This window comes from Methyloterricola oryzae (assembly GCF_000934725.1).
GTDB lineage: Bacteria > Pseudomonadota > Gammaproteobacteria > Methylococcales > Methylococcaceae > Methyloterricola > Methyloterricola oryzae.
The window spans coordinates 375,900-400,475 of record NZ_JYNS01000001.1; the positions used below are offsets into that span (position 1 = coordinate 375,900).

A 24,576-nucleotide genomic window follows, 5' to 3' on the forward strand; every position below is an offset into this window, starting at 1 on the left:
GGACTAGGGTGAGAATGCCGGCAGCCAGGAGCGGGTGTTCAAATGGCACTGGCTGCAATCGCCGACGCTTTTGGGTGGGTGCGGCGGCGCAGGCCGGCCCGTGATGCCATAGAGGTTGCCGGCCTCGTGGCAACTGGCACAGTTGCTGACGATGCCCGTGTGATCCATCGTCGCGCCGGCAAACGTGGCGAAGGAGCGGTGGCACTGCTCGCAGGACTGCGTGGTGCGAATATGGTTGGGCGGCTTGGCGGTGGCGACGCCCTGAACATGGCAGCGGGCGCAGCCCGTGCTGATGCCCTGGTGGTTCATGGTGGCGCCGGCGAAGCTGGTGGTCGAGAAATGGCAGATCTCGCAGGGCTGGAAGGTCGGGACATGGTTGCCCGACTTCCCCGTGGCTAGATTGCCGTTATGGCAACGGGAGCAGCTGGCGACAATGCCGGTGTGGTCCATCTGACCGCCCGCAAAGCTCACCGTCGAGCGATGGCACAACTCGCAAGGCTGCTGCGTGGGAATATGGTTGGCATCCTTGCCCGGCGCGAAGGTGCCGTTATGGCACTGGACACAGTTGTTCACGATCCCCACATGGTTCATGCGGACCAGCTGCCAGCTCACGTTGGGCAGGAAATCGTTATGGCAAACATCGCACTCCTCCGTGGTCGGAATGTGGTTGGGGGATTTCTTCGAAGCCTCCATGTCGGTGGAGCGCAGATGACAGCCGGAACAGCGAGTCGGCGTACCCTTGAATATGCCGCGTACGTGGCAGGATTCGCAGGTCAGCCGCTCGTGCGCACCGCGCAAGGCGAAACCGGTGCTCATGTGGTTGAACGACTTGGACGCGTCCGCCTCTTCGGCCGCCTGCGCAGACGCGGCGCCGAACAGGAGACACCCGAGTGCCGCCAGGGCCAGGAGCCACAGGCGGATGGACGCGAATGTCCCCTCCGGGATCAAGGCCGGAGTTGACCTTATCAGCACGACGGGCAGCGAAAGCTGAGTTTTTGCGTTCACCTGAGGCTCGATTTCAGTTCGTTGAAGCGCGTTGGCTGGTGGCAGCGTTCGCAGTTCTGCCCGTAACTGCCGCGATGGATGTCGTCCTTCTGATGGCAGTCGCTGCAGGCCGCGGGCAGTTCCAGCTTGTCGCCGACCACCGGGTCCTTGTGGCAGGCCTTGCATTGCAGCGTTTCGTGGGCGCCGGTCAAGGCAAAGTCGGTACGCTTGCCATGGTCGAAATTCCAGAACTGCCAGCCATTGGGGTTGTGGCACTGCTCGCAGCGCCCTCCCAAGGTGCTTTTGTGGGTGTCATCCTGCTTGTGGCAGGCGACGCATTCCTGTTCGGCGTCCTTGAATGAAGAATTGAGATGGCACTCGCCGCAGGGCGTGATGGCGTGCAGGCCGATCAGCGGGAAACGCGTGAGCTCATGACTGAAGGTCACGCGCACGTTCCAGCCCTGGTCGTTATGGCATTTCTCGCACTGCGTCCCTTCCTGCTTCTTGTGCACGTCGTCCTTCTCGTGGCAGGAAACACAGTCCAGCTTGAGCTTGTCCTTGACCAGCGAGCCCTTGTGACAACTCTCACAGGCCACCTTTTCATGCCGGTTCCGCAGCGGGAACCGAGTCTTGTCATGGTCGAAGCTGCTGCGCGTCCAACTGCTGGTCACGTGGCAGTCCTGGCACTCGGTGCCATTGCGGCCCTTGTGCTCATCATCCTTTTTGTGACAGGCGACGCAGGTGGTGCCTAGCTTCTCCTCGAAGGCATTGCCCTTGTGGCAGCCCGCGCACGCGGTGCTCGCGTGACGCCCGGTCAGGCGGAAATGGGTGTCGCGGTCATGGTCGAACTTGGGCTTCTTCCAGTCGTTGACGCCGTGGCAGCTTTCGCATTTTGGGCCCAGTTTGCCGCCGTGCACATCGTTGATCTTATGGCAGGCGACGCACTCCTTCGGGGTATCCTTGTAGGCCGGGTCCACATGGCAAGTCTGGCAGGTGACGTCCTTGTGCTTGCCGAGTAGCGGGAACTGCGTCTTGCCGTGATCGAATTGTTCCTTCTTCCAGGACTTTTCGTCGTGGCAGTCGGAGCACTTCTCCCCGAGCTTTCCGCGGTGGGGATCATCGGCCTTGTGGCAGTCGACACAGCGGCCCGGCGCCTCGCGGAACTTGGCTTTGGGCTTGTGGCAGCCCGTGCACTGAACCTTCTGGTGTTCGCCCTTGAGCGCGAAGTCCGTATGGGCGTGATCGAAGGTGTCACGGTCCAGCAGGACGATCTGTGCGCCCCGGCCCTTGTGGTCCGTGTGGCAGCTCTTGCACTGGCGCTGCTCGATATCCTTGAGGCGGCCGTGGAAACCTTGTCCACGCTGCACGTCATGATCCACGTCCTCATGGCAGTCCCGGCAGAGCTTGTTCTGCACGGACTGGCTGAAAGGCTCGTGGCAGCGTTCGCATTGCTTTTCGACCTTGGCGTGGCCTTGCACCACGTCACCCGGCATGACCAGGGTCTCCAGCGGGCTGGCCTGCGCGGACAACCCCGCGGACAGAAGACACAGGACGAAAAGTGCGGTCAGCAGTCGGACGATCAGACAAAGTCTCCTTGCGTCATTCGGTGACGGCGTGAATCAGTACATGTGAACCGCGACCACATGCACGACGCCGGTCAGCACCAACATGACGAACAGGGGAATGTGCAGGGTATGCCAAAGACCAAAAAGTCGGCTATAGAAGCGGAACTCCACCACGCGCGAGACACCCCTCAGGTAGAAGCGGATCAACTCGCGGTCATGGTTCTGGCGCAGAGACAGCAGTTCCTCGCTCCAACCGTCCCGAAGAGCGCGCGCGTAGAGCGTGTCTTTCACTTCGCGGTAGGCTCGCGCCCGCGCAAGGCGGGTGCGCTGCCCCAGGGTCAGCAGGTTCCAGAAACCCTTCCAGAAGCCCGGCTCGGGCAGGAATACCTCGTCCTCGAATGTGTGCAGATGCTCTTTGACGCGCGGGTCTATGTAGAGATCCTGATCCATGGCGTCGCGCGAAATCCCGAAGGCCTCCTGCAACCCCTGCAGGGTCAGCAGTTCACCATGATGGCTGGAATGCAGTTTGGCGTAGAGATAACGCCCCACCAGGCCGCTGGCCACCACCACCAGCATGGAGAACAGCGCCACATTGCTGTTGATGGCGTGCAGCTTGAAGTTGGAATGCAGCACGATGAGGAGAGGTCCCAGCACTCCTAGCATCTTGTGCGCATAGAACCAGTGTTTCACGGTGCCCCAGTTGCGCATAAACCGAAGATTCTTGCGCAGGGGATAGAGGAACTGCAGCAGCAGCAAGACACCGCCGATGATTCCCAAGTAGTAGCCCAAACCCTCCTTGGCTACCAGATACTCGCGCTCACGGATTAACCAGGCCATCGCCAGCGTCGCCGTTACACACACCATGAACAGCGCCGTGACGGAACGCGCGACGAAGGCGGCCTGGGGGCGGCGGCGCTGCGCGCGCACTTTCGCCAGGGTCGCCCGTGGCGACAACCTGAGATAGGAGGAATTGTTACCGAGTACGTGTTCGTTCACGCTCATCGCGGTACCTCGGAATGGTTGAAGTCAACCGAGGGTTTGCAATGGCCGTGCCAGAGAATCAGCCAGAGACTTAGAAAAATCGGGGGATGAATCGACCTCCCCGAAGAAGCTTAAACGCTAATTTTCAGCTACTTAAAAATTTCACCCTTCGCGAGAAAACCACAAAATAAGCGTACAACTTACTTCAATCGTCTCTCTTGAGCGACAACGCCCTTTGTCAGGGGAAGGGACCCGGGAATCGGCCCCAGCCCACTACGCATATGGCTTATTCACCCCTTGCGGGCGGCAACGTCCATCAGGATGCAACGCGTCTGCGCGCGGCAAACGGCCAAAAATTCACTCTCTGTTGTTGATTCGGGACAGGGCCGCACGCCTGTCACGCGTGGAAGCTGGATCATCGCGAGCCCCTAGGGTTCACAGCCGGCCTAGCGGATTCCTGCCACCGGCCGCATCTGGGTGTCGCAGACGCCGCCCACGCGGGCCGTGACAAGGCTTCCGGGACCCTGGCAATTGGCGCCGCGATCGCGGATACGGCAGGTCACTTCCACCGGACGGCCCGAGTTAAGCCAGGATGGCGTGGTGCGGTAGCGGCCCACCTCCTCGAAGGAGCAGCCGCGGGGAATACCATAGGGCGGACAACTCCCGGCGCCTTTGAGCTGCACCTTGCGCCGGTCCACTACGAAGCCGGGAAAATCGTCGACGAGATCAATTTCATCCCGTTCCTCCCCTGCCTTGACCTTGAAACTGCGGAACAGATAACCCCCGCCGCTGGCTTCGTCCACCTTGATGCGCGTATTGGCCAGCAAGGCGTAATCCGAGCCTCGATGGGCCACCGCGCCGGTGATGTATTCGACCCGGTCGTGGCTGGGAAAACATTTCCCCATGGCCGGGGCGTGATAGTAATGTCGCACCGCCTTCAATTCGGACAAGGGCGTACCGGGAAAAATCTCGGACAGGTCAGCGTCATCGCCGAACAGGATGCGTTCCACATCGGGCAGGTTCTGCTCGTACATGGCCTTTAGCTTGGCCAGGAACACTCCCTGCTGGCCCGGCACCGGGCCATTGCGCAGAAAGCAGGAGGTAAGTCCCGAAGTCTGGGTCAGGAATTCGTCCCAGATATTGTATTGCGACACCTTGGAGGCGACGCCCTGAAAGTCTCCCTCGCTCCCGCAGCCTTGGCCTGCGATGCACAGTTCACGGCCGCGGTTGCGGATGGACAGGGCGATGATGTTGCGCTCGCAGCTGCCATAGGCGTTGCAGCCGCGGTCCAGATGCCCTTCGAACAGCGCCGTGCGCATCACATAGTCCAGATGCTTGGCGCGCTCGATCTGGCGGGACGGCCAGCGGCCCGCATGGCCAGCGGCAAAGGCGGCCCAGGCGCGCTGCAGGGCGAGGCGGCGACCCACCAGCTCGCGGTTGGCCTGCTCGCAGTCGGGCGAATTGTGAAAAGCGCGGATGATGCCGTCCAGTTCGCCCTGGGTAACCGCTTTCGCCGGCGCCGCCTCACCGCCACCCTGGCGGAAGAACGGGGCCTTATCCAGGGCGTAGAGCCGGCGCACATCGATGACATGCCGCACGCCGGGCTCGCAATGATGGTTGGCAACCGTCATGCCGGCCCGCTGCGCCACGGCCTGCTTGAAGCGCTCGGTGGAAGCCGGCGTTGCCGTGTTGACGTCCACCACCATCTGGAAACCCACGTAAGGCGTGCCGTCGCGGTCGGTGAGCGGCGTGCCGCCGCGCATCACCAGGCACGGAATCACCGAACTGCCCTGGGTGAGATAACCGGCTGGTCTCGCCGCGCCGGAAGCGGCGAAGCTGTCGGCGTCGTAGTACGGGACTTCCATCGGCCCGTTGAACTGGTAAAGGCTCATGACCGGGGTCGCGGGAATTCCGGCCGCAACCCGCGCGACCCAGCACATCAGCCATACCGTGAGAAAGAAGTTCTTCATGAAAATCTCGGCTCCGCGCCCTGGGGTCTGTCCGCCTCAAGCCTCAGCCGTCACCCAACACGTCTTGAGCCCAGGTCAACGCCGCGCTGACCGTGGGAAAGCCTATGGTGCTGGTGAGCAGGATGATGGCGTGGCGGATTTCCTCCGGGCTGGCGCCGGCCGCGAGAGCCCGGCGCACATGACTGTGGGTGGAACCCTCGGAGTGAATGGCCACTGCGGCGGCCAACTGGATCAGGTGCGCGGTCTTGTCGTCAATCGGCCCCTGCTCCCGCACCACCTTGCCCAGGTGCTCCACCGCCTCGATGAAGGCCCGGTGCTCCTGCTTCTGCAGCAGATAGTTCTTGGGCAGGGCATCCTTACTCATCATCCGCCTCCCTGGTTGCGGACGGCTTTGTATCCAGCGCCAGGACCACACCGGCCAGGGGCGGCAAGGTGATGGCGATGGAATGGGGCCTGCCCATCCACGGCAGGTCCTCGCTGGTCAGGGGCTGCGTATTGCCCAAGCCGCTACCGCCAAACGCGTTGGCATCCGAGCTGACCAGTTCCCGGTAGACGCCGGGCTCCGGCACGCCGATGCGGTAGCCTAGCCTCGGCACCGGCGTGAAATTGAGGGCCACCACGGCGAAATCCTCGCCGGAGCGGCGCAAGTAGACCAGGGTGGAATTCTGCGCGTCATGGCAGTCGATCCATTCAAAGCCCTTCCAGTCGAAGTCCAGGCCGTGCAGGGCCGGGCTCGCGCAATACATGCCATTCAGGTGAGCGATCAGCTTTTCCACCCCCTGGTGGAAAGGATAGTCGCGCACATACCAGTCCAGGATGCCGGTGCTGTCCCACTCGCGCCCCTGGCCGAACTCGCTGCCCATGAACAGCAGCTTCTTGCCGGGATGGGTGAACATGTAGACGTACAGCAGGCGCAGGTTGGCGAACTGCTGCCACTCGTCCCCCGGCATCTTGTACAGCATGGAGTGCTTGCCGTGGGCCACTTCGTCATGGGAGAAGGGCAGCAGGAAGTTCTCGGAAAAGGCGTAGAGCATGCTAAAGGTCAGCTCGCCCTGGTGGTACTGGCGGTGGATGGGTTCCTTTTCGATGTAGCGCAGGGTGTCGTTCATCCAGCCCATGTTCCACTTCAGGTCGAAGCCCAGCCCGCCCAGATAGGTGGGCTTGGTCACCTGCGGCCAGGAGGTGGACTCTTCGGCCATGACCAGAGCACCCGGCACCGCGGCATGGGTCACCTCGTTGAGCTGGCGCATGAAGTCGATGGCTTCCAGGTTCTCCCGCCCGCCGTAGCGGTTGGGAATCCACTCTCCCTCTTCGCGGGAGTAATCCAGATACAGCATGGAGGCCACCGCATCCACGCGCAGGCCGTCGATGTGGAACTCCTCCAGCCAATACAGGGCGCTGGAAATCAGGAAGTTCTTCACCTCGTAACGGCCGAAATTGAAGATCAGGGTGGACCAGTCCTTGTGTTCGCCCAGGCGCGGATCCTCATGCTCGTAGAGCGCCGTGCCGTCGAACCAGGCCAGGCCGTGGGCATCCTTGGGGAAGTGCGCCGGCACCCAGTCCAGAATCACGCCGATGCCGTTCTCGTGGAAATGATCGACGAACCAGCGAAAATCGTCCGGCGTGCCGAAGCGGCTGGTGGGGGCGTAGTAACCGGTGGTCTGGTAGCCCCAGGACTTGTCGTAGGGGTGCTCGGTGACCGGCATCAGTTCCACATGAGTGAAGCCCAAGGCCTTGGCGTGCTCCACCAGACGCAGGGCGATATCCCGGTAGTTGAGCATCTCCCCTTCAGGGCCCCTCTGCCAGGAGCCCAGATGCACCTCATAGACCGACATCGGCTCATGCTGCCAGTCGAACTTAGCGCGCGCTTCGATCCAGGCCGCATCACGCCACTGGAATTCGGACGGTGGCTCGACGATGGACGCGGTCAGCGGGCGCAATTCGAAACGGCGCCCATAGGGGTCGGACTTCAGAAACACATCGCCATTGCGGGCGCGAATCTCGAACTTGTAGACCACGCCGGGCGCCAGATCTGGGATGTACAACTCCCACACGCCGTTGCCATGCACTCGCATGGGATGGGCACGGCCGTCCCAGCGATTGAAGTCGCCCACCACGCTGACCCGTTCCGCGCTGGGCGCCCATACCGAGAACAACACGCCGGCCACGCCATCCGCGCTGTGCACGCGCGCGCCCAGCAGCCGATAGGCATGCCAGTGCTTGCCTTCCCCAAACAGGTGCAGGTCGAAATCGGACAATTGCGGCGGGTAGCAGTAGGGATCGTGGGCGATGTGTTCCAGGTGCTGGTCGTCGCGCCAGATCAGGCGGTAACGCTCCGGCACCTGATCGCTGGCCCCGTGCCACTCGAACAGGTCAGTCCCCTCGACGCGCGTCAGCACATGACCGCCCTCCGCCAGAGACACTTCCTCGGCGTGGGGCAAAAGCGCCCGCAGCACCACGCGATCGCCTTGCGGATGGCGACCGAGCAACGCGAAGGGGTCGCTGTGCCTTCCCTCCACCAGTCGCTTCAACTCGGGTGACAGATTCTGGTTCATGTTCAGATGCCTCTTGCTGGGTCTTGAGGGAAACTCCGGAGCCGGGAATTGCGGGCGACTCGGCCGGAGCGGGCGCGCAAAGGCGCCCTGAAAGTCTGCTCCAGCCTCCGCGGGCTGCGAGTGAAAACCGCTGAAGAGACTTCGACGAGGCCCATTCTACAACGGCTGCGGGTTCCGCCGGTAATGCCGCTGGAAGCGCAGGCTGGAACAAGGTGCCGAGCGAGTGCGAGGCAGGTCGGGAATGGGCGGCAGCCGGATGACCGCCGCCGCTGGCAGACGGCTAGAACCAGTAGTTCACGGCCATGCGGAAGGTGTGGGAAGCCAGATCGGCTTCGGCGTGGCCCGCCGGATCCTCGGTTCCATCGATCACGGGCAGGTTCATGTTCAAGGCATCACCATAGTCGGTGTAGAGGTATTCCGCGCGCACCGACAAAGGCTGCATCGGTCGATACTCCAGGCCGGTACCCAGCACCCAGCCGGTCTGGGCAGTGTTCTTCACGTAGCGGTCGCCGACGTCGTTGGTATATCCCAGGCTGGTGTCGGCGAAACTGACCCCTGCCGTCAGATAGGGAAACCACTGGTCATGATGAAAGGGATGACCGACACGCCCCAGCAGCGCACCTTGAATCCGGTTCTTGACCGTGAAGTGATCGACGGTGCCCGGGCACGATCCGCAGCTCACGTCGGCGTGCCCTTCGCTGTCCGGATAGGTGAAATCGATCTCCACGCCCGCCGCCCAGCCGTTGGAGAAATGCTTCAGATAGCCCGCCTGCGCGCCAGGAATGAAAGACGTGAACTGGATATTGTCGTGAACCGGGTTCTTCACCAGCCCCACATGGGTCGCCTTGATATCCGATTCGTTGAGGATGGCGCCGGCGCTCAGGCCCGCGTAAAAACCGGTCCAGTCCAGTTCATGCTCGGCACCAGGCGTTTCTGCCCAGCCGACTGACTGGGCCATCAACAATGAGGCAAGCAGTAGCCGACGGGTATGGCGCGAATCGGAACGATTTGGTCTCGATGTCATCATGGCTCTCGTTCTTTTGGGTAAGCCGCAGCGCGGCGTGATGAGTCTCACCGGAGCAAAGCCCAGCCGCCCGACAGCACGCGCATCACTTCACCTTCACGGTGATGGTGTTGGACGTTGCCGCCGCGTGGGTCTTGTCCGCCTTCTTGGTGACGGTGACGCTGCAGGACCCCGGCGGCGTGCCCGAGGCTTTCAGATAGGGCTTGCCCCGTGACTTGACGATCTTGCAGGTCACCGTCCCCTCGGAGCTTACCGAAAACTTCAGCGCCCCCTTACCGCTGCCTCCGCGGACGACCAAGGCTACCGCACGTCCGCAGCGAACCGATTTGCGTCCTGACTTCAGGGTGAGGTTCACCGGCCGCTGCTCAGCCTTGCCGTCCCCCACCGTGATGTTCACCGTCGCGGTATCGCAGATGGCTTGGTTGGGCGGCGCCAGACAGATTTTATATGTGAAGCTGTCGGTCCCCGAGTAGTTCGTATCCGGGACATAGGTAAACGACCCATCAGGCTCCAGAATCACGTTGCCATGAGTCGGGTTGCTGTTGAGGCTCACGCTGGAACCCTCCGGCACCGTGCCGCCAGTGGTCACATTGCCACTGACGGGCGTGTTCTGCGGAGTCGTCACGTTCTGGTCCACCGCGTCCGGCAAGCCGGGCAAGGTCTCCGCCGGAGCCACGGTCACCGTGATCACCGCAGTCCCGGTGTTGCCCAGGCTGTCGCTGACCCGGTACGTGATGGTGGCGCTGCCGCTATAACCCGGAGCGGGCGTGAAGCGCACGGTCCCGGCATTGTCGATCACCTCCCACGTGCCCTCGGGCGTCGTGATAGGCCCCCGATCAATGACGTCTGGGGTGCTGGGATCCAGATCCACCGTAGCCGGGTTGATGACCGCGCCCGGTGCCGCCAGGTCGTTGGCGGCCGGTCTCAACATCACCGGCGTGTTCTCCGGGGTCACGACGTTATCGTTCACCGCGTTCACCGCGGCAGGGCTCACCACCACGGTGACCGTCGCGGGATTGCTCATCCGTCCGCCGCTGTCGCGTACCGTGTAGGGCAGCGTGGCCGTGCCGGTGAAGGGCTGGCCCGATCCCTGGTAATCGCGGGTGGGGACGAAACGCACCAGGCCATTGTCATCCACCGACCAGACACCTTCGGGGGTGTTACGGGTGGACTCGCGGCTGTCCGGCGTGGTCGGGTCCAGATCCACCGAGCCAGGCACCAGGCTGCTGCCCGCCGAAGGATGATCGTTGTTTAGCACGGACAGGCTGATGGGCGTCGTGGCGCGCGTGGTTCCGCTGTCATCCACGGCCAGCGCGCTGCCCGTGGCTCCAGTGACGATCGCCGTGATGGAGGCCGGCTCGCTTCTGGCGCCGCTGCCGTCACTGATGACATAGTCGATCACCGCGACCCCGGTGAACCCGCTTGCCGGAGTGAACAGCACGCTGCCCGCCACGGGGTCATTGGCGCGCCACACCCCCTCGGCCGTGGTCACCTGGGCCTTGGGCTGGCCGTCCGCCGGATCGATCAGGCTCAGGGAACCCGGCGCCAGCACCTGGCCAGGCCCGGCCACATCGTTCTGTGAGGCCGGAACCGTCGCTGGTACGCCCTGCGGTGTGGTGAGGCGGTCGTCATTGGCGACCGGAGGATTGCCCGCAGCCGGCTCGATGACGGTCACCGTCATGCGCGCCGGGTTGCTCACCTGCCCCAGAGTGTCGCCAATGGTGTAGGCAGCCGACACCGTGCCAACAAAATCCGCAACCGGCGTGAATCGCACGATTCCGTCCGTCGCACCCGGGTCGATGCTGAAAGTTCCTTGCCCCGGCACCGTATAGCTGGTCTGGCGGCCCGCGACCAGGGGATTCAGATCAATGGCGCCTGGATTGAGCACGGCGCCAGGGCCAGCGGAGTCATTACTGGCCGCCGGTATGGCCACCGGAACATTGCGGAGGGTGCTGGCCGCATCATTATTGGCCAGGGGCGGCCGGTTACCCGCACCCGCGCCGCCTAACTGGATCACCGCCTGCGCGCTGTCGCAGGCCGGGGGTGTAGCCGGGGGCGAACTGCATATCTGGTAGGACACGGTGTAACGGCCGCTGGGATTGTCGGCGGGCACCACGAGGCGGCCGGCGCTATCTATGCTCAGGCCGCTCAGCCCGCCGTTGCTGATGAGGGTCGGCGCGGAAATAGTGGCATCCGGGCTGCCGAAGACCACAGGCACGCCCCCCAGCGTGTCGTTGCCAAGCACGCCCATCACGCCGCCGCCAACGGGAAGGCTGACAGGTCCGTCGTCCACTGCATCGATGACCGGAATGGGCGGGACTGTCACGGCATTATTGGCGGGATTGCGGTCGTTGCTGGCGCCGGTGCTGCCGCTGACGGTGAGCACGCCGCTGGTCGGAGCCGTAACGGTGAGGGTGCAACGGATGCTGTCCCCTGGCGGCAGGCTGGCCACGCTGACGGGAACCGCGACGGCAATGTCGCCCGGCGTCTGAAAACAGCCAGACAGCGTGCCGGTACTGACGGCGCAGGTGGCATCCTGGGCGGCACCGCTTCCCTCATTGGTGCAGACGACGATTCCCGTCACACTCGCGCCAGGACTGGTGGCGGTTGGCAGCCCAGTGATCGAGACGCTCATGTCGGAACCCAGCGTGATGTCCGTGGTGCCGCTGGCCGTGTTGTTGGCGGTACTGGACTCCGGCGAGGTGGTGGCGATGGACGTGCTCACCGACACACTCCCGGAGGCGGGCGCCACGTACTCGAAACCGAAGTTGAAGGCCTGGCCCGAAACCAGCGTGGCGGGCAGCCCTTGGAAGCTCACCTGGCCATTGCTGCTGTCGTAGCTGGCGGTGACGCCCGTGGGCAGGCTGGTGAAGTCCACTGCTACGGGAAAACTGCCGGGGCTGCCGATGGTGGCGGTGTAGTTCACGCCGCTCGCGGGACTTCCGCCGTGGTTGGCGAAGCTGAAGCTGCCGCTGACGGGATCGCCGGAAGACGCCGAAGCCGGCACCGTGACCGTGGTCAAGACGTCGCTGTCACCGATGCCGGTGCTGGCACTCGCCGTATTGTTTTCGGTGAAGGCATCCTGGCTCGTCGTGTTGATCGCCGTGCTGACGGTAACGGTGCCCGACGCGGGCGCCGTGTAGCCAAAGCCAATGAACGGGATGCTCTGGTTTGCCGCCAGGGTCGAAGGCAAGCCGCTTAGGGTCACGATGCCAGTGGCGTTGTCGTAACTGGCGCCGGCGCCGGCAGGCAGGTTGGTGAAGCTGACGGCCCCCAACCCGGGGTTCAGGCTCATGCTGTAGGTGACGCCTTGCGCCGGACTGCTGCCGTTATTGGCAAAACTGAAGGTGCCCTGAACCTGGGTGCCTGCGGCAACACTGGCAGGAGCAGTGACCGCGGTGGCCACATCCACCAACGCGTCCTGGATCCCCAGGCTGCCCAGTACATCCGGGGTCGCGAACGAACTCCACAGATTCAGGCCCTTGGTATCGCCCCAACCGGCATCACGGGCGCAGTCGCTGTTGGCATTGCGGCCGGAGACCCAGTCGCGGTAACCGGTCGCGGAATCCACACCGGTGAGGCTTACCTGCACGCTGGGCCCGCCAGGCAGGCTGGCTCCACACAGGAATCCATTCAGTATTCCCACCAATTGGCCGCCGGCGGTGCGGTAGCCACGGTCGTCGTAATACACCTGCGTGTTGGGGCTGCCGCTGCCGTTCAGGCGGGTGATCGTCGGCCCGCGTCCGGGATTGTTCTCCGCGTCGATGATGGGCAAGTGGATCTCGCCATTGTGCCCGCGCACGCGGTACGAGAACGGCGCTGCCTGGGCCGGGAACACGGCGCCGCTGTTGTCCTTGCCGTCCCAATCCACGCTTTGGCTGCCAGCACCGGTGGTGCCGGTGAGCACACGGTTCGCGGGGTTGGCCGGATCGAAATTGATTCCGTCGCGGCTGACGACGATTTCATAGCTCTGGGCGTTGACGGTATCGAATTGAAAAATCCCCCCCGCGCCTTGGGTCGTCACCGAACCGCCCAGATGCCCGCTGAAACGCACATTGAACAGATTTGGCTCGACGGGCACGGTAGGAATGCCGAGCGCGCCCAGCACCCGCGCCAGTTCGGTCTCGTTGGGACCACCCGGCGTGATATCGCTGAAAAAGCTGGGGTACTGGGCGATCTGCGTCGTGACGCCCGCCGGCAGGCTGGTCACCAATTCTTCGCGACCCCGGATGTCCTTGTACATCGGCTGGCCATTGTCCAGAAATCCGGCGCTATTGGCATACAGGGCATAACCGTTGGGATCGAGCCCCCGAAGGTTCTGAGCATAGCGATAACCGTCGCTGGTCACGTAGTAATGGACGGAATAATCGGGACGGTTGTTGCCGCCGGTGAAGCCGATCCAGGCATAGGTGAACAAGCGGCCATTGAGGTCGTCGAGGGAGGTGGCGCCGCCGCGCACGGTGACGTCCCAGGCAGAAACGGAATTGCTGCTGCGGGCGGGCGTATCGACAGAGCCGTTGGGCGCACCGCCGGTGCTGGCGGCAGAGAAGATCACACCGTAAATCCCGGTGACGGGCGCCTGATAGGCGCAGGGGGCATAACCGCCCGCCACCGTTTGGGAATTGTCGGCGCTGTTTGGGCCGGCCAGTTCGGCTGCCCGACTGGCGATGAGACCGCGACTGCCGCCGCTGAAGGAACCGGCGGGCGCGGTGGCGCTGGCACAGGAGAAGCTGGGCGAGGCGGGTACCGTCTCGTCGCCGGGAACACCGAACACCGCGGGGTCATAGACACGAATATCGCCACCCGCGTCGCGGTTGCGGGATCCCAGCAGAATATATTCGCCCTGTTGCGCGTAAACGTAGAGAAAGGTACGTCGCAGCACTTTCCCGACATAACGTTCAGCGGGTTGCAAATCCAGATTCGAACGGCAACCCTGCCCCGTCGCAGCGCCGCAGGTAACTGGATAGGTGCTGGGGTAAAGGGTTCGACTGCCTTCGGCGCGTAGGTCGGAAATCCCACAGAGGAATACCGTGCATATCAAGAAAATGAACGGGTTGAATCCGGTTCCGCGCATGAATCTGGCGAGAGTCATTGGCTATTTTCCCTATATTGAGAAGTCGCGCCCAGCTGAATTAGAAGGCAGCAGCCCTACTAACACGGCGCAGTATCCGCACATCAAGAATGAAGTATCTTTGAGTTTCAACCCAAACCCATCCGCGCCAGCAACATCAGAGATGACGCGGCTTTTGGCCAAGTCAATACTGTAGAATACATTAGTAGTTTTTCCAAGCTTGACACTATGAATAGTTTCAGGTTTTGTCAGCGAATCGCCAATCAGCTTAACCTTATAATGGTCTCGCGGTCAGTTTATGACGCCTACAGGCGACAGTATCTATGGAGGTATTTGGCTTATCGGGAGCCTAACATCGAGGGAGTCGTTCAGATTTAAGCGGGCGAGTAACAAAGACGCCTGGGCACCCGTGCGAGAAGCACTTGGCGTTCCCGCGCGCCAGCGTCCGGGGATTCCGCACCCAACACGCGACTCCGCAAAGACTGGCCGGATAATTGTCAGGTCTGCGACAATTGAGTGCAGACTCTGCCCTCGCCCGGACGCTTGCCGCGCCGTTGGCCGCGCGTATCCGCCCGATTACCCAGGCGGTCCGGGCCATTCATGGCGAGGCGCAGAATTTGCTGCGTTTGCCTTGATGATTCCATGAGGAGATGAACCGTGCCTGGACTATTGCCCGGCGTCGATCCCGACGGCCTGCTTGAATACTCGGTGGTGTATACCGACCGAGCCACCAACCACATGTCGAACGTGTTCCAGGAAACCCTGCGGGACGTCTCCCGCATCCTCAAGGACGTTTATGGCGCCCGCAGCGCCGTGGTCGTGCCCGGCTCCGGCACCTTCGGCATGGAGGCCGTGGCGCGCCAGTTCGCCACCGGCAAGAAGTGCCTGGTGATCCGCAACGGCTGGTTCAGCTATCGCTGGACGCAGATCTTCGAAATGGGCGGCATCCCCTCGGAATCCCTTGTGCTTTGCGCCCGTCCGGTGGAATCGGCCCCCCAGCCGGCTTATGCTCCGGCGCCCATCGAAGAGGTGGTGGACGCCATCGCGAAGGAAAAGCCGGATCTGGTGTTCGCGCCCCATGTGGAAACCTCGGCCGGGATGATCCTCCCCGACGGCTACCTGCGGGCCGTGGCCGAAGCGGTGCATGCGGTGGGTGGGCTGTTCGTGCTGGACTGCATTGCTTCCGGTACGGCCTGGGTCGACATGCGCGCACTGGGCGTGGACATCCTCGTGAGCGCGCCGCAGAAAGGCTGGAGCGGCCCGCCCTGCTGCGGCCTGGTGATGCTGGGCGATGCCGCGCGTGAGCGCATCGAGGCCACTACCAGCACCAGTTTCGCCGCCGACCTGAAGAAATGGCTGAGCATCATGGAGACCTACGAACAGGGCGGCCATGCCTACCATGCCACCATGCCCACCGACGGCTTGCGGGCCGTGCGTCAGGCGATGCGGGAAGTGGAAAGCTACGGCTTCGCCAAGGCCGCCCAGGCGCAATGGAACCTGGGCAATCAGGTGCGCGAACTGTTGGCCCGGCACGGCTTCAAGTCGGTGGCGGCCGAGGGTTTCGGCGCGCCCGGCGTGGTGGTCTGCTACACCGGGGACGATGGCATCCGCACCGGCAAGAAGTTTGCCGAACGGGGCCTGCAGATCGCCGCCGGCGTGCCCTTGCAGTGTGGCGAAGGCCCGGATTTCACCACCTTCCGCATCGGCCTGTTCGGCTTCGACAAACTCTATGACACGGATCGGACCGTGGCGACACTGTCCCAGGCCCTGGACCAGATCGCAGGCGCTTGAAACGCCCCGCATCCTCCCAAACCGACGATTGGATTGACGGCAGCCGGCCTCGCGACAAGCGGGGCGGCGGTTTGCGGAAGAGCCGAGGTGACCGATAATCCTGGAACAGCCGAGGCAACCCGACAGGAGTCCTTTTCGTGCGGAGCCGTGTAGAAGAACTGCGCCACAGCCTTTACACCATCATCTATCAAGCCAACACGCCCGCCGGCAAAGGCTTCGACATCGCCCTGATCCTCTGCATCCTGGCCAGCGTGCTGGTCATGGTGCTGGACAGCGTCGCCTCGCTGAATCAGCGCCACGGGGAATTCTTTCTTCTGGCGGAATGGTTCTTCACCGGCCTGTTCACCGTCGAATACATCCTGCGGATCTTCTGCATCCACAAGCCGAGCAAATACATCTTCAGCTTCTACGGCATCATCGACCTGCTGGCAATCGTGCCGTTCTATCTCAGCCTGTTCATCTCGGGCACCCATTACCTGCAGGTGGTGCGTATCCTGCGGGTGCTGCGGGTATTCCGGGTGCTCAAGCTGATGCGCTTCATCAACCAGTCGAATTTGCTGCTCAATGCCCTGCTGGCCAGCCGCCTCAAGATCAGCATTTTCCTGTTCACGGTCACGACCCTGCTGGTGGTTTTCGGCTCGGCCATGTATTTGATCGAGGGCCCGGAGAACGGCTTCAGCAATATACCGGTGAGCATCTACTGGGCCGTGGTGACGCTGACCACCGTGGGCTTCGGCGACATCACGCCGAAAACGGACCTGGGGCGCGGCGTCGCCTCCCTGGTCATGATCGTCGGTTACGCCATCATCGCGGTCCCTACCGGTATCTTCACCGCGGAACTGTCGCGGGAAATGCGCAAGGACAGCGGCGGCCTGGACAAGAGAACCTGCACCCGCTGCCGCGCGCACGGGCATCAGGCGGACGCCAACTACTGCCGGATCTGCAGCACGGAACTGTCGCCGCCCGCCTCCCGGGAAGACCACCAATCCGCCTGAGCGTGCCGGAGCCTTACAGCAGGACACGCCCCACATTCCTGTTGCATACCGCCACGGAAGGCCTAGAATACTGCTTAAATAATCAGTATTAATAAAAGCAGTATGAAGCCGCTCACCGACCGTCAGCAGGACATCCTCACCTTCATCGAGCAGACCCTGGTCCGGGAAGGGTTTCCCCCCACCATCGCCGAGATCGCGGAAGCCTTCGGCGTCCGTTCCAGCAACAGTATCCGCGGCCACCTGCAGGCCTTGGCGCAGAAAGGCGTGATCGAGCTGGTGCCCTCCGTCTCGCGCGGCATCCGACTGCTCAGGCCACCGGCGGGCGCGGGGCTGCCCCTGGTGGGACGGGTGGCGGCGGGACGCCCCATCCTGGCGGAGGAACACATCGAGCGCTATTGCCCGCTGGGGCCGGAACTTTTCCAGCACCGCGCCGAGTACCTGCTGCGAGTGCGCGGCATGAGCATGCGCGAGGCCGGCATCCTGGACGGCGACCTGTTGGCGGTGCAACGCACGCCGGAAGCGCGCAGCGGGCAGATCGTGGTGGCGCGCATCAACGATGAGGTGACGGTGAAGCGTCTGCGCCTGGAAGCGGCCAAGGCCTATCTGGAGCCGGCCAATCCCGAGTTCGCGGTGATCGAGGTGAACTTGGCGCGGGAAAGCCTGGCCATCGAGGGCGTGGTGGTGGGCGTGATCCGCACCGAGCTGGATTGAAAATGGACAGCGCCGCGCTGGAAAACCTGCTGCGCCGCCAGCCCCGCTTGTGGCGGGGACGCAGGGCCGAGCAGACCACGGGGCCGGTCATCGCCACCGGCTTTCCGGACTTGGACGCGGCCCTGCCGGGCGGCGGCTGGCCATTGGGCGCGCTGCTGGAAATCCGCATTCCCTGCCTGGGCGTGGGCGAGTTGCGCCTGCTGCTGCCCGCCCTGTGTGCAATCAGCCGCAGCGGGCGGCATCTAGCCTGGGTCGCGCCGCCCCACCGTCCCTATGCGCCGGCCCTGCTGCAAGCCGGCGTGGACCTGGCGCAGGTGCTGGTGGTGGAGTCCTGCGGCGAGGCGGATATTCCCTGGACCCTGGAAAAACTGCTGCGCAGCGGCGCCTGCGGCGCGGTCCTGGCCTGGCCCCGCAGCCTGGCGGATCACCAGGCGCGCCGGCTGCAACTGGCCGCGGAGGAGAGCCAGGCCCTGGCGGTGCTATTCCTGCTGGCGGGTGGCGGCTCCCCCCATGCCGCCCTGCGCCTCAAGCTGCAGCCGCTCCCGGAGGGGCTGGGCGTGGACCTTCTCAAGGCCCGGGGCAGCCTGCAGCGCGGCTCCCTGGTGCTTGCGGTATGAGCCATGCCTGCTTCCGCCCGCGCCCTGCCTCAGCCCCCCTTCCTCCAGGCCTCGCCGCCCCGACCCGCGCCACGGGGTCCGGCACGGCTCTGGCTGTGCGCCCACTTTCCCGACTTGCCCCTGGAAGTGCTGGGCCTGGAGCCCTCCATTCCCGCGGCGACCCTGGAGGAAGCGCGGGGCCGGCCTTGCCTGCAGGCCGTGACGGAAGCCGCGCGGGCCGCCGGGGCCGAACCGGGCATGGCGATGGCCGCCGCCCTGGCCCTGTGCCCCGGCCTAGTCCTAAAGCCGCGCCAGCCCGCGGCGGAGCACACGGCTCTGGTACTGCTAGCGGAAGCGGGGCTGGCCTTCACCGCCTGGGTCAGCCTGGAGCGGCCCGGCAGCCTGCTGCTGGAAATCGGCGCCAGCCTCAGGCTGTTCGGCGGCGCGGAGAGCCTCAGGGAGCAGCTGCGGGCGCGGCTTGAAGCCCTGGGCCACCGCCCGGTGCTGGCCATCACGCCTTCCGCCGAAGCCAGTGCCCTCCTGGCTGAAAACGGACTGGAAGCCCTCATCGAGGACCCTGAAGACCTGCGCTCGGCGCTGGGGCGGCTGCCGCTGACGGCGCTGCTGCCGGATGGCAAGACCCTGCGCCGCCTGCAGGGCAGCGGCCTGCGCCTGCTGGCGGACCTGTGGCGCTTGCCCCGCGATGGCCTGGCCCGGCGCTACGGCACGGGTCTTTTGCACCGACTGGATGCCCTGACCGGCCAGGAAACCCGGTTGCCGGGCGCCCATCAACCGCCGCCGCGCTTCGCCGCCCAGCGCGACCTGCCCATCGCGCTGGAGCGGCTAGATCATTTCTTCCCGGCCATCGCGGAATTGGCCGCCGAGTTCCAGGCTTTCCTCAAGACCCGCGACGCCGCGGCCCTGGGTATCTGCCTGGCCCTGCTGCACCTGGGCCGGTCCGCCACCCGCATCGAGCTGCGCTTTCGCTCCGGCAACCGCGATGCCGCCCACTGGCTAGCCCTGCTGCGGGAGAAACTGGAACGCTCGCCCCTGACCGCGCCGGTCATCGCCCTGACCCTTTCCAGCACCGGACTGGCCCCATTTCGTCCCGAACGGGCGGATTTGTTCGGTGGGCAGGGCACTGCGCCTGCGGATGAGCGTGCCTGGCAGGCGGCGCTGGAGCAGTTGCAGGCGCGGCTGGGCCCCGGGGTCCTGCAAGGCCTCGCCGCCCTGGACGATCACCGCCCCGAACGCGCCCAAGGCCCGGGCGAGGCCGCCTCTGGCGTGCTGCCCGCCCTGCCGCCCCGCCCGCTCTGGCTGCTGCCACGGCCGAAGCCCCTGGCTGGGCGCGGGCTGCGCTTGGTTTCCGAACCCGAACGCATCGAATCCGGCTGGTGGGACGGCGCCCCCATCCGCCGCGACTACCGCGTGGCGCTTGACCGCCAGGGCCGAAGGCTCTGGGTGTTCCGCGATCTGGACCAGCCCGGCGGCTGGCAACTCCATGGCCTGTTCGGATGAGTCGGACGACGGGCCGGGGTTCGCCGAACTCCACTGCCTGTCCAATTACAGCTTCCTGCGCGGGGCCTCGCATCCGGACGAGTTGGTGGCGGAGGCCGCGCGCCTGGGCTACCGGGCTCTGGCCCTCACCGACGAATGCTCCCTGGCGGGCGTGGTGCGCGCCCACCTGGAAGCCAAGCACCATGCCATCCGCCTCATCATCGGCAGCGAACTGCGCCTGGAGGACGGCCTCAAACTGGTGCTCCTGGCCCAGGCCCGCGATAGCTACGGCCAGCTCGCCAGCCTGATCACCCAGGCTCGACGGCAGGCGGAAAAAGGCAGCTACCGCCTGAGCCGGGATGATCTGGACGCGCACCTGCCCGAGGGCTGCCTGGCCCTCTGGCTGCCAGGCGATGCCCTCGACGACGCCGACGGGCTGTGGCTGAAGGAGCGTTTCGGCGACCGGCTCTGGCTGGGTTGCGGCCGCTTCCTCTCCGGCCGCGACCAGGAACGCCTAACCGCCGCCAGGGAAGCCGGCCTGCGCCTAAAGCTCCCGGTCGTGGCCTGCAACGAGGTGCACATGCACGCGCCCGAACGCCGCATGCTGCAGGACACCCTCACCGCCATCCGCCTGAAGAAGCCCTTGGCGCAACTGGGCCATGCCCTGTTCCCCAACGGCGAGCGCCACCTGCGCTCCAGAACTAAGCTGGCCCGGCTGTATCCGCCGGACTGGCTCGCGGCGAGCCTGGACATCGCCGCGCGCTGCGAGTTCTCCCTGGACGAGTTGCGCTACGAATATCCCAAGGAACTGGTGCCGGAAGGCCATAGCCCGAGTTCCTGGCTGCGCCGCATCACCGAGGAAGGCCTTGCCCGGCGCTGGCCGGATGGTGCGCCGGACAAGGTGCGGCGACAGGTCGAGCACGAACTGGCCCTCATCGCCGAACTGGGCTACGAGCCCTATTTCCTGACGGTGCACGACATCGTGCGCCATGCCCGCGAGCGCGGCATCCTCTGCCAGGGGCGGGGGTCCGCCGCCAACTCGGCGGTGTGCTTCTGTCTGGGCATCACCGAGGTAGACCCCGCGCGCCTGGACCTGTTGTTCGAACGCTTCATCTCCCGCGAACGCAACGAGCCGCCCGACATCGACGTGGATTTCGAGCACGAGCGGCGCGAGGAGGTAATCCAGTACATCTACCGCAAGTACGGCCGGCACCGGGCGGCCCTGGCGGCCACCGTCATCACCTACCGGGCGCGCAGCACCATCCGCGACGTGGGCAAAGCCCTTGGGCTGGAGCTGTCCCAAGTGGAACGGCTGGCCGACTCAGTGGACCGCTGGGACGGCTGCCGGCTGATGCCGGAAGCCCTGCGGGAATGCGGCTTCGATCCGGAAAGCCCGTCCAGTCGCCGCCTGACCGACCTGGCGCTGCAACTGCAAGGCTTTCCGCGCCATCTGTCCCAGCATGTGGGCGGCTTCGTCATCGCCGAAGGGGAACTGTCGCGGCTGGTGCCGGTGGAGAACGCCGCCATGCCGGAGCGCACCGTCATCCAGTGGGAGAAGGACGATCTGGAAGCTCTGGGACTGCTGAAGGTGGACGTGCTGGCCCTGGGGATGCTCACCGCCATCCGCAAGGCGCTGGCATTGCTGGGCGAATACACCGGGCGCGCCTGGTCCCTGGCCGAGGTGCCGGCGGAAGACCCCGAGGTCTACGCCATGCTGCAGCAGGCCGACAGCATCGGCGTGTTCCAGGTGGAATCCCGCGCCCAGATGAGCATGCTGCCGCGGCTCAAACCCAGGAATTACTACGACTTGGTGATTGAGATCGCCATCGTCCGGCCAGGGCCCATCCAGGGCGAGATGGTCCATCCCTATCTGGCGCGGCGCAAGGGGCTGGAACCCGTCACCTATCCCAGTCCCGAGGTGCGCAAGGTGTTGGAGCGCACCCTGGGCGTACCGATTTTCCAGGAGCAGGTCATGCAGATAGCCATGGTGGCGGCGGGCTTCAGCGCCGGCGAGGCGGACCAGTTGCGGCGCGCCATGGCGGCCTGGAAGCGCAAGGGCGGGCTGGAGCCCTTCGAGCAGCGGCTCATGGATGGCATGGCGGCGCGCGGCTACCGCCCCGACTTCGCCCGGCAGATCTACCAGCAGATCAAGGGTTTCGGCGACTATGGCTTTCCGGAGTCCCATTCCGCCAGCTTCGCCCTGCTGGCCTATGTGTCTGCCTGGCTCAAGCGCCACCACCCGGCGGCCTTCGTCTGCGCCCTGCTCAACAGCCAGCCCATGGGCTTTTATGGCCCTTCGCAACTGGTGCAGGACGCCCGTCGCCATGGGGTGGCGGTGCGGCCGGTGGATGTGCAGGCCAGCAGCGAGAACTGCACCCTGGAATATCCAAGGGACAGGGAACCGGCCCTGCGGCTGGGCTTCAACCAGGTGAAGGGGCTTTCCGCCGCGTCCGCCACAGCCATCGTCCAGGCCCGCGCCCAGGGGCCGTTCCAGGATCTGTCCGACCTCGCCGCCCGTGCCGGGCTGGATGCGCGTGACCTGGAATGCCTAGCGGCGGCGGATGCCCTGAGCGGCCTGGCCGGCAACCGGCATCGTGCCTTCTGGGCCGCGGCGGGGGTGGAGCGGCAGACGCCGCTGTTTGGCGTGCCCCGCATCGCGGAAGGCGCCCCGCTGCTACGCCCGCCCTCGGAGGGCGAGGACATCCTGGCCGACTACGCCAGCATCCGGCTGAGCCTGCGCCGCCATCCCCTGGCCCTGCTGCGCGAAGATCTGGAACGGCGCGGCGTGGTGACCGCCCGTCAGTTATGGGAGCGGCCCGACGGCGTGCAGGCGCGTGTGGCCGGCCTGGTGATCTGCCGCCAACGCCCCATGACCGCCGCCGGCGTCACCTTCGTGACCCTGGAGGACGAGACCGGGCAGGTCAACCTGATCGTCTGGCCGAAGGTCGCCGCAACCCAGCGCAAGGCCCTGCTGAAAGCGCGGCTGCTGGCGGCCACCGGCACGGTGCAGCAGGAAGATGGCGTGCTGCACCTGATCGCCACCCGCTTGGCGGACTGGAGCGGCGGCATCGGCCGCCTGGCGTTCAAGTCGTGGGATTTCCAGTAGGGACTACGAGCCTGGCCGGGACAGGGCACACCCCGATTCGTGAGGCTGCGCGGCTAGGAAGGCGGCAATACGTTCGGAGGCCAGGCTGCGCTCGCTCTCGCTCAACCTGGGATTGAGCGGCGGCATGGCGGTGCCGGGACGCCAGCGGGCGGGCTCGATCATCCAGGCCTTCAGATCCTCCGGCTTCCAGCGGCAAGCCGCCTGGGCGAGATCCTCGCCGACCTTTGCTCCGCCCATGCCGCGAATGTGGTGGCAGGTCAGGCAATATTCCTGTGAAGCCTCGAAGCCTTGCAGCACCTCGGGGCTTGCATCGGACGGCAAGAGGCGGCGCTCATCCGCCGCCGACTGCAGTTCGACGCGGGTGACTTGATAGGGCCAGCCGTAGGCGCCTTGGCGCAGCAAGTCCTCAGACCCCAGGTTGTCCCAAATCAGGTAGTAAGGCCCCAAGGCTATGCCCTGCTCGTGCTGCTGCCGATTGTCCACGGCAAAAGCCGCGCCGTCTTCCCGCCCGAAGGCAAGATAGGCCCGGTGGCGGGCAAAGCGGGATGCCGGAATCACGGAGCGGTAGCCATCACGGGCAAAAAACACGACCGCCGCGTCTTGGGCCTTCCAGCCCTCGCCAAACCAGCGGCCCAGCAACTCGTCAGCGGGCAGAGCCCGGTAGCGGACGCGAAGCGGGTCGTCCGGCGTGGATGTGTGGGGCTCCACCACCTCGACGGTCCGGGCCTTCAGCGCATACTGCCGCTCCAGCTTTTCCGGCACCGGCAGGTCCAGTGCGACGGCCTGTCCCGTCGAGGCGATCAAGCACAAGGCTGCAAACACCACGCGATTAAGCATCAAAGACCTCCCCATAGATCTGACTTCAGGCACGGCGCAAGGGCTTCCCGCTCCAAAGCCCCGGTTAGGACTACTCCCGCGGGGCAAGCTGAGGCTCCGCCGGTTCGGCGTCGGGCGCGCTCAGTTCCCCAACATCGGGCACGCCGGCAGCCGCTGGCGCCTGCGGCTCCGCGCTCTTGCCATTGAACTGCCAGTAAAGCTGCTGTTCCTCGGCGATGACGGCCTCGACCCGGCTGACCAGCAGGCGAAACGCCCCATCTTCGTCCGCGCTGTCCTGATAGGCATCCGCCCCGGTTAGGTAGAGCCGGTACTCCCGCTTCATGGACTCACAGGCCTTGCGATAGGCCTGCCAGGTCTCGGCCGGGCGCAACAGGCTGTCCACGGAGCGCAGGATCGCCACCAGCGAGCCCAACACGGCGGTGGCTCCGGGCACCCAGGCATTCTCGCCCCACACCTGCAGGATGGAGATCAAGGCGCCCAGCACGATCACCAGGATTGCCAGCCCCAGATACCGGCTCTTCTGGGTGTCGGCCTTGCCGGTATACCAATCTTGCTGACCTTCCAGTACCGATTTGAAATAGAAGTCCGCGCGCTGCCGGCGGTTTTCGATGAAGGCCTTCCAGTCCAGAGGGGCCTCGGCCCCCAGGGCATTTTCGTCCATGGCACACTCCTTTGGCTGTCAGGTTCGCGACGAGAGGCACGCGGGATTATGCCGCGGAAACCCACCCAAGAGGTAGTCAGCCAAAGTGCACGATGTGAAGCCTGCACAGTTGTGCCGCATGAAACCCCTTCAGGGAATGCTAGCGCATTGTCATTTGTGGTCTGAAATACGCCAAAACCATCCTAACCGTGGGTTCACGAAAATGCGGAGATGCATTACATTCCGCCTTTTG

General features: G+C 64.7%; 17 protein-coding genes. 7 read left to right on the top strand and 10 right to left on the bottom strand.

Annotated features, from left to right (window positions below; genetic code table 11):
* Positions 1–3: 3 nt before the first annotated feature.
* The 8 genes from EK23_RS01610 to EK23_RS01645 all read right to left on the bottom strand — a co-directional run bounded on the left by EK23_RS01610 (position 4) and on the right by EK23_RS01645 (position 13,961).
* Entirely contained in the window at positions 4–1,005 is a 1,002-nt protein-coding gene (locus EK23_RS01610) for a hypothetical protein (protein WP_045223509.1), read from the bottom strand.
* Complete coding sequence (locus EK23_RS01615; RefSeq protein WP_200892052.1) at positions 1,002–2,477, bottom strand: cytochrome c family protein; 1,476 nt, start codon at positions 2,475–2,477, stop codon at positions 1,002–1,004. The genes EK23_RS01610 and EK23_RS01615 overlap by 4 nt, the downstream gene beginning before the upstream one ends.
* Positions 2,478–2,603: 126 nt before the next feature.
* On the bottom strand, positions 2,604–3,551 hold the full coding sequence (locus EK23_RS01620) for a hypothetical protein (protein ID WP_052807820.1): 948 nt from the start codon (positions 3,549–3,551) through the stop codon (positions 2,604–2,606).
* 425 nt (positions 3,552–3,976) lie between these two features.
* Positions 3,977–5,500, bottom strand: coding sequence for a hypothetical protein (locus tag EK23_RS01625; RefSeq protein ID WP_045223511.1), 1,524 nt, complete (start codon positions 5,498–5,500; stop codon positions 3,977–3,979).
* A 43-nt stretch (positions 5,501–5,543) separates the two neighbouring features.
* Complete coding sequence (locus EK23_RS01630; protein ID WP_045223512.1) at positions 5,544–5,864, bottom strand: carboxymuconolactone decarboxylase family protein; 321 nt, start codon at positions 5,862–5,864, stop codon at positions 5,544–5,546.
* Positions 5,857–8,055 carry a 1,4-alpha-glucan branching protein GlgB gene (glgB, locus tag EK23_RS01635; protein WP_045223513.1) on the bottom strand — a complete coding sequence of 733 codons (2,199 nt, stop codon included), beginning with the start codon at positions 8,053–8,055 and terminating at the stop codon, positions 5,857–5,859. The genes EK23_RS01630 and glgB overlap by 8 nt, the downstream gene beginning before the upstream one ends.
* Positions 8,056–8,335: 280 nt before the next feature.
* Positions 8,336–9,013, bottom strand: coding sequence for an outer membrane protein (locus tag EK23_RS01640; RefSeq protein WP_045223514.1), 678 nt, complete (start codon positions 9,011–9,013; stop codon positions 8,336–8,338).
* A 151-nt stretch (positions 9,014–9,164) separates the two neighbouring features.
* On the bottom strand, positions 9,165–13,961 hold the full coding sequence (locus EK23_RS01645) for an Ig-like domain-containing protein (protein ID WP_158002424.1): 4,797 nt from the start codon (positions 13,959–13,961) through the stop codon (positions 9,165–9,167).
* Between the two features lie 148 nt (positions 13,962–14,109).
* Between EK23_RS01645 and EK23_RS23575 the strand changes: the two genes are divergently transcribed.
* The 7 genes from EK23_RS23575 to EK23_RS01675 all read left to right on the top strand — a co-directional run bounded on the left by EK23_RS23575 (position 14,110) and on the right by EK23_RS01675 (position 22,846).
* Positions 14,110–14,346 (top strand): hypothetical protein, encoded by a 237-nt coding sequence (locus tag EK23_RS23575; RefSeq protein ID WP_158002425.1) that lies wholly within the window; start codon positions 14,110–14,112, stop codon positions 14,344–14,346.
* Between the two features lie 461 nt (positions 14,347–14,807).
* Positions 14,808–15,941 carry an aminotransferase class V-fold PLP-dependent enzyme gene (locus EK23_RS01650; RefSeq protein ID WP_045223516.1) on the top strand — a complete coding sequence of 378 codons (1,134 nt, stop codon included), beginning with the start codon at positions 14,808–14,810 and terminating at the stop codon, positions 15,939–15,941.
* Between the two features lie 137 nt (positions 15,942–16,078).
* Positions 16,079–16,936, top strand: coding sequence for an ion transporter (locus tag EK23_RS01655; RefSeq protein WP_045223517.1), 858 nt, complete (start codon positions 16,079–16,081; stop codon positions 16,934–16,936).
* A 102-nt stretch (positions 16,937–17,038) separates the two neighbouring features.
* Positions 17,039–17,647, top strand: a complete 609-nt coding sequence (gene lexA / locus EK23_RS01660; RefSeq protein WP_045223518.1) for a transcriptional repressor LexA — start codon at positions 17,039–17,041, stop codon at positions 17,645–17,647.
* Positions 17,648–17,649: 2 nt separating this feature from the next.
* A complete protein-coding gene (gene imuA / locus EK23_RS01665; protein WP_045223519.1) occupies positions 17,650–18,264 on the top strand; it encodes a translesion DNA synthesis-associated protein ImuA in 615 nt (204 codons plus the stop codon).
* Positions 18,265–18,267: 3 nt separating this feature from the next.
* Positions 18,268–19,761, top strand: a complete 1,494-nt coding sequence (locus tag EK23_RS01670; RefSeq protein WP_045223520.1) for a Y-family DNA polymerase — start codon at positions 18,268–18,270, stop codon at positions 19,759–19,761.
* A complete protein-coding gene (locus EK23_RS01675; protein WP_045223521.1) occupies positions 19,745–22,846 on the top strand; it encodes an error-prone DNA polymerase in 3,102 nt (1,033 codons plus the stop codon). The genes EK23_RS01670 and EK23_RS01675 overlap by 17 nt, the downstream gene beginning before the upstream one ends.
* A 3-nt stretch (positions 22,847–22,849) precedes the next feature.
* Here the strand turns inward: EK23_RS01675 and EK23_RS01680 are convergent, their stop codons facing one another.
* Entirely contained in the window at positions 22,850–23,683 is an 834-nt protein-coding gene (locus tag EK23_RS01680) for a c-type cytochrome (protein WP_235281876.1), read from the bottom strand.
* A gap of 70 nt (positions 23,684–23,753) precedes the next feature.
* Entirely contained in the window at positions 23,754–24,344 is a 591-nt protein-coding gene (locus EK23_RS01685) for a DUF4231 domain-containing protein (protein WP_082053850.1), read from the bottom strand.
* Positions 24,345–24,576 lie beyond the last annotated feature (232 nt).